Origin of the sequence: uncultured Gimesia sp., assembly GCF_937919775.1 — a bacterium.
In the GTDB taxonomy this organism is placed as follows: Bacteria; Planctomycetota; Planctomycetia; order Planctomycetales; family Planctomycetaceae; genus Gimesia.
In genome coordinates this window covers 1-6,029 of sequence record NZ_CALFPF010000444.1, presented here as the reverse complement: position 1 = coordinate 6,029, position 6,029 = coordinate 1, and the positions used below count along the sequence as shown (strand labels likewise).

At 54.8% G+C, this 6,029-nt stretch carries 5 protein-coding genes and 1 pseudogene; 3 read left to right on the top strand and 3 right to left on the bottom strand.

Translation table 11 applies throughout. From position 1 onward, the window contains the following. Window positions 1-370 (top strand): transposase (locus Q0294_RS12610; RefSeq protein ID WP_299465703.1); only part of this gene is annotated, 370 nt, incomplete at its 5' end. 271 nt (window positions 371-641) lie between these two features. On the opposite strand, the gene Q0294_RS12605 is transcribed toward Q0294_RS12610, so the two are convergent. The 3 genes from Q0294_RS12605 to glyA form a co-directional block, all read right to left on the bottom strand. Further along, window positions 642-1,085, bottom strand: coding sequence for a hypothetical protein (locus Q0294_RS12605; RefSeq protein WP_299465700.1), 444 nt, complete (start codon window positions 1,083-1,085; stop codon window positions 642-644). Window positions 1,086-1,505: 420 nt separating this feature from the next. Further along, window positions 1,506-2,882 carry a histidinol dehydrogenase gene (gene hisD, locus Q0294_RS12600; RefSeq protein ID WP_299465697.1) on the bottom strand — a complete coding sequence of 459 codons (1,377 nt, stop codon included), beginning with the start codon at window positions 2,880-2,882 and terminating at the stop codon, window positions 1,506-1,508. Window positions 2,883-2,900: 18 nt separating this feature from the next. After that, window positions 2,901-4,142: a serine hydroxymethyltransferase gene (glyA, locus tag Q0294_RS12595; RefSeq protein WP_299465694.1), complete on the bottom strand. Its 1,242-nt coding sequence runs from the start codon at window positions 4,140-4,142 to the stop codon at window positions 2,901-2,903. 239 nt (window positions 4,143-4,381) lie between these two features. Here glyA and Q0294_RS12590 point away from each other — a divergent pair, with 239 nt between their 5' ends. Both Q0294_RS12590 and Q0294_RS12585 read left to right on the top strand, forming a co-directional pair. Then, a complete protein-coding gene (locus Q0294_RS12590; RefSeq protein WP_299465691.1) occupies window positions 4,382-5,650 on the top strand; it encodes a tetratricopeptide repeat protein in 1,269 nt (422 codons plus the stop codon). Between the two features lie 171 nt (window positions 5,651-5,821). Further along, window positions 5,822-6,029, top strand: a pseudogene (locus Q0294_RS12585) (D-galactonate dehydratase); the annotation flags it as partial.

Here is a 6,029-nt window from a genome sequence, read left to right as displayed (position 1 = left end):
TCCAAGGGTGACTCTTTATGAGCACATCGTAATGCCAAACCATTTTCATGGTATCGTGCAAATTGATCATTCGAGTGAAAGTCGTACTCGAGAATCTTCACCTGCCATCAACACAGCTCAGGATGAGCAGTTACAGGTTCCTCCTACTTCCCTGGCTTCTATCGTTGGCTGGTTTAAGTCAATGACGATGAATGAATATATTCGACAGGTTAAATCGCAAGGTTGGCGCCCTTTTCATCAGAGATTATGGCAACGGAATTATTATGAACACATTATACGGGATGATGAAGCGTGGCACGAAATTTCCGAATACATACGGACTAATTCGCAACGTTGGATTGATGACAAGTATTATCGTCACGATAGGTAGAATAAAAAAGTAGGGGCAGGTCTGTGTGCCTGCCCGCCTGGCGGGGACCAAACCGGTAATCTACTCTGAATGGAATCGGTTGGGGCGTTCGCCTGTCGTTTCGCAAAGCACGTCGATCCGGCGGGCGACCACATAGGGTCGCCCCTACTTGGAATGTGTTTCACAATACGAGAGCGGTTTTGCGCTGTACTCTCTGGTGGTGCTTATGCATCACTTCCTGATCTTCACCTACCCTGCTCTGTGCTGATGGGTATGATTCTTTCTTGATTGCTTATTTGGAGCGATCCAGCTCTTTCTGGTAAACGGCGTCGAATTCTTCGTCGGACATCTTGTTTAACTCCTTCAGAGTGTAATTCGACAGGTCTTTTTCAGAGGGGGCCTGTGTGTCGAGGCCGAGGAGTTTGTCGATGCGTTCGCGGGCGCGGATGCGGTCGCGTTCGACGGCTTTTGGGTTTTCGATGACGCTGCGGTAGAAGAAAAACGAATCGACGCGGTGGTGTTCCAGATAGTTCTCGACCTCCTCCCGCATTTCGCGGCGGGCACGGGTGATGTAACGCTCGACTGAACGATGGCTGATCTCGAATTTTTTGGTTATGGCCGGTTTGATATCGGAATTGTGGTAGCCGCGGCCGAGCATTTTCTGGATGAGTTGTACGATCAGAGCCTGTGTTTCACGAGTTGTACGGACGCGTTTTTTTTGAGGGGTATCAGTCATGAATCGAATTCCTTTCTGTGGTTTATGGATGCGACAGATCCTTTTGACGGACGCTGATCTTCCGGAAGGGCACGCAGCGGTCAAGAGGCTTTGGAAAAAAAGGAGTGGCGAGAGGGGGGCAAATATGTACCGACATGTGGCAGGGGGGCGGCCGGGTTATGGCCTTGTGTGGTGCGCTGTGTCGATACGCATAAGGAATTGGCTGACTGCTTCCGGTTCTTCAGGTGAAAATCGGGAAAAAAGACCTGTTTTGATGGTGAAAATCAGGAACGACTGGCGGATGTTTCCCTGCTCAAAGACGTGAGCACGCGCGCGACACACAACCAGGTTTTTCGCGAACGGCGCGCAGGGGTCAAGTGCAAAATGGTTCGTAGTCAACGGGAGAACGAGATGAACAGTGCGGATGCGGTCAGGCGTTGCTCAGTCCTGTTTCAGGCGAATGGTCACGCTGGCGGCGTGGGCAGTGAGGCCTTCTTTTTCGGCGAGCAGACAGATGCCGGGCGCGTCTTTTTTCAACCCCTCTTGATTGTAGAAGATCACCGAGGAGCGTTTGAGGAAGTCAATTGCACACAGGCCGTTCGCGAAGCGGGCGGTGCCTCCGGTGGGGAGCACGTGCGAGGGGCCGGCGTAGTAGTCGCCGGTCGCGACGGGAGTAAAATGTCCCATGAAGATGGCGCCGGCGTTCTGGATTTTATCCAGTTGCTGTTCGGGGTTGGCGGTCGAGATGTGCAGATGCTCGGGTGCCAGGAGATCGGTATAGCGGGCGGCTTCGTTTTCGTCACGCGCGAGGATCAGAGCGCCGTAGTCGAGCAGACTTTGACGGGCGAGATCGCCGCGCGGGAGTTCGTTGAGCTGATTGATCAGCGCGGTGCGGACGGCTTCGATCAGCGGCGCGTGCCAGGTGATGAGGACGCCGGAACCGGGGCTGTGTTCGGCCTGCGAGATCAGATCGCTGGCGATGAATGCAGGATTCGCGGTTTCGTCGGCGAGCACGATGACTTCACTGGGGCCGGCGATGCTGTCGATGTCGACTTCGCCGAAGACGTGGCGTTTGGCGAGAGCGACGAACAGATTACCAGGGCCGACGATTTTGTCGACGCGTTCAATGCCTTCGACGCCATAAGCGAGCGCGGCGACGGCCTGTGCGCCACCGACGCGGTAGATTTCGGTGATGCCCAACTCATAACAGGCGGCGAGGATGTCGGTGTTGTAACCGCCGAAATCGGTGGGGGGCACAACGACGACAATTTCTTTGACGCCTGCGGTTTGCGCGGGGATCGCGGTCATCAACAGCGTGGACGGATACGCGGCGGCACCGCCGGGAATGCAGACGCCGACCCGTTTCAACGGGAGATAGCGTTGACGCAATTCAACGCGGGACTCCCCTGCCTCGCGGAGGACTTTAACGTCGTCCGGCAAAAGAGCCGACTGGAACTCGATGATGTTTTCACGGATACGACGCAGCGTGGCGAGGTACTCGGGGTCGGCTTCTGCGTGAGCCGCTTTGAGTTCTTCTGCCGAGACGCGCATCGTTTCGGGGGTGAGCTGTTTGCGGTCGAGTTTCGCTGTGTAGTCGAGGAGTGCCTCGCGACCTTTGTTACGGACATCGTTGCAGATCCGTTCGACGACTTCCTGTGGAGACAGGGGTTCGCCGAAGAGTTCGATCGTGCGTTGACGGCCGGCTTCCGAGACGACATTGCCGCGCGGGCTGAGCTTTTCGCGGAGTTCGCTGAAGAGCGCGGTGGCGTCGTCGCGGGTGCAGTCGATGGTCGTGATGTTGAGGTCGCTGTGTGTCATGGTCCGGAAATCTGTCTGTTACGCGATGCCGGGAACGGGATAGTTTTCGGTGAATTCCCCGACTTCGCCTTTAACGGTTTCGATAGTGGAATTATCTTCGGGAGCAGCCAGAACGCGGAGAATCCAGGCACCGACCTTTTTCATCTCGTCCTCTTTCATGCCGCGGGTTGTCAGAGCGGCGGTGCCGATGCGGATACCGCTGGGGTCAAGAGGCATGCGTTTGTCGTAGGGAATCATGTTTTTGTTGACGGTGATGCCGGCTTTGTCGAGTGCTTCTTCGGCGATTTTACCTGTGAGGTCGATTGCGGTGACGTCGCAGAGCATCAAGTGGTTGTCAGTTCCGCCAGAGGCGAGTTTGATGCCGCCTGCCATCAGGGTTTCAGCGAGGGTCTTCGCATTAGCGACGATCTGCCGTGCGTAGGCTTTGAAGGAGTCCTGGCTGGCTTCTTTGAAGCAGACGGCTTTGCCGGCGATGACGTGTTCCAGCGGGCCGCCTTGAATGCCGGGGAAAACTTCCCGATTCAGATCTTTGGCGTATTTCTTTTTCATCAGGACGAAACCGGAACGGGGACCACGCAGCGTTTTGTGTGTGGTCGAGGTCACGAAGTCGGCGACTTCGACAGGGTTGTTATGCACTCCCCCGGCGACGAGGCCGGCGTAGTGCGCCATATCGACCATCAGGACCGCGCCGACTTCCGCTGCGATTTCCGCGAACTTGGGGTGATCGATTTCGCGGGGATAGGCGGAGGCACCGGCGATGATCATTTTTGGCTTATGTTCACGGGCCAGTTTCGCGACCTGATCGTAGTCGATCTGGTGATTGTCTTCGCGCACGCCGTACGGGACGGGATTATAGAGTGTGCCGGAAAAGTTCAGTTTCATGCCGTGCGTGAGGTGACCGCCGTGGGCGAGGTCCATCGCCAGGAAGGTGTCGCCGGGTTTCAAAACGGTGAAGTAGACGGACATGTTGGCCTGCGAGCCGGAGTGTGGCTGGACGTTGGCGTATTCGGCTCCGAAGAGACTGCAGGCCCGCTGACGGGCGAGGTCTTCGACGACGTCGACGAATTCGCAGCCGCCATAATAACGGCGTCCGGGAAGTCCTTCGGCGTATTTGTTCGTGAGGATCGAGCCAGCCGCTTCCATAATGGCGGCGCTGGTGTAATTTTCAGAAGCGATCAGTTCCAGGCCATGTTTCTGCCTTTGTGCTTCAGACTGAATACAGTTCCAGATTTCAGGATCACACGACTCGAGCACGGACATTCCTATCAACTCCCATGGATATTTAGTCAAAAAACCGGGGTACAAACGATACCACGAAAAGGAAATTACTTATTTTGCTCCCTTATAATGAAGGATTGCTCTGAAAGCTACCCAACAGATTCGCGTATCAGTATCCTCGGAGAAAGTTTACTGGTCATGTGAATGATATTTTCGACACACTCACCTGATAACCCCCTTTTTACTCGAAATTCCTTGATTGATACATTATTACTTAACCTATGGCGGAAACTGACGAAGAACAACCTGATCAACTGCTACAAGGCTCTCCCGCGTTGCAGGGGGAGCGAGTGGTGTTTACCGGAACGCTTGCCTCGATGACACACCAGAAAGCCTGGGAGTTCGTTGAACTGCATGGCGGACAGGCGGCGCAACACGTGAGCCGACAGACGACACTGCTGGTGATCGGCGAAGAAGGCTGGCCGCTGGAAGCAGACGGTTCGCCTTCGGTGAATTTGAGCCAGGCACAGGAGTTGATCGCTGAAGGGACGGCGATTCAGATCATCAGGGAGTCGGACTGGCTGTCGCTGATTGAACTGCGCGATCCGGGCGTGAATGTGGATCAGCTTTATACGCCGGCAATGCTGACGCAGATGCTGAATGTGCCTGTGTCTACGATTCGTCGCTGGGAACGCCAGGGTTTGATCAAGCCGGTACGGAAGATTTTCCGACTCCCCTACTTTTCCTTTCAGGAAGTGGCGAGCGTGCGGCGACTTTCGACGCTACTCGAATCCGGGGTGAGTCCGCGGGATCTGGAAAACAGCCTGCAGCATCTGGGAAAATTCTTTAGCGAGGTCGACCAGCCATTATCGCAACTGACACTGCTGTCGCAGGACGCACAGCTTCTGTTGAAAGATGAGCGGGGATTGATTGATCCCCGGCAGGGACAGCGGGTGTTTGATTTCGGGACGGAAGAGACCGCGATGCCTGAACTGGCGGATGAAGAATCGTTCGAGGGGACGATTGAATTCACAGAGCATCTGAAAACGGATGAGCCGGAAGATCGCAGTTCGGATGAATGGTTTCAGGCAGGCTGCCGTTTTCTGGATGCGGGCGAAGCGAAGCCGGCGATAGAAGCCTATCGCATGGCTCTATTGGGACAACCGGATATACCCGAGGGGCATCTGCATCTGGCGGAAGCGTTGTATCTGAGTGGGAACACGGAAGGCGCACTCGAACGTTATTATGCGGCGGTGGAATGGGACCACGATTACATTGAAGCCTGGACGCAATTAGGTTGCCTGCATAATGAGCTGGGCGATCCGGAAGCGGCACTGCACGCGTTTGAAATCGCGCTGCGCGTGCACCCGGATTATCCGGACGCGCATTTACACATCGCGGAAGTGTTGAATCAGTTGAATCGGGTCGAGGAAGCGGTTCCCCACTGGAAGGTGTATCTGGAATTCGATGAACTGGGGCCATGGGCCGAACTGGCACGACAACGATTACAGGAATACGACGACGATCAACTCGAACAGCAGTTCCCGTAAGAGATGAATTCTTGTCTGCTGAACGATTGATATTTCCCTTTCACCCGCAGCGCCGATCCTTATGATTGTTGCTCAGTTCTTGCGTTAAATAACTTGCTTCCCGATCGCAATAAAGTTATGTTGTTATTTTGACACCAAAATAAAACTAATGCAGATGGGAAACCGACTCTGATGAAAATTGAACGCATCGAAACTCTGGTGTGTCATGCCCGGATGAGAAACTGGGTGTTTGTGAAAGTGATCACAGATCAGCCCGGCCTGTTTGGCTGGGGAGAGGCCACTTTGGAGTGGCATACGCGAGGAGTCACGGGGACGATTGAGGATTTATCCCCCTTGCTGATTGGCGAAGATCCGCGGCGTGTGGAATATTTGTGGCAGA

What these genes read in the sequence shown, in the direction of transcription:
- glyA (WP_299465694.1), bottom strand. Translation starts at nt 4,142, where the DNA reads ATGTCCGTGCTCGAGTCGTGTGATCCTGAAATCTGGAACTGTATTCAG.
- Q0294_RS12590 (WP_299465691.1), top strand. Translation starts at nt 4,382, where the DNA reads ATGGCGGAAACTGACGAAGAACAACCTGATCAACTGCTACAAGGCTCT.
- hisD (WP_299465697.1), bottom strand. Translation starts at nt 2,882, where the DNA reads ATGACACACAGCGACCTCAACATCACGACCATCGACTGCACCCGCGAC.
- Q0294_RS12605 (WP_299465700.1), bottom strand. Translation starts at nt 1,085, where the DNA reads ATGACTGATACCCCTCAAAAAAAACGCGTCCGTACAACTCGTGAAACA.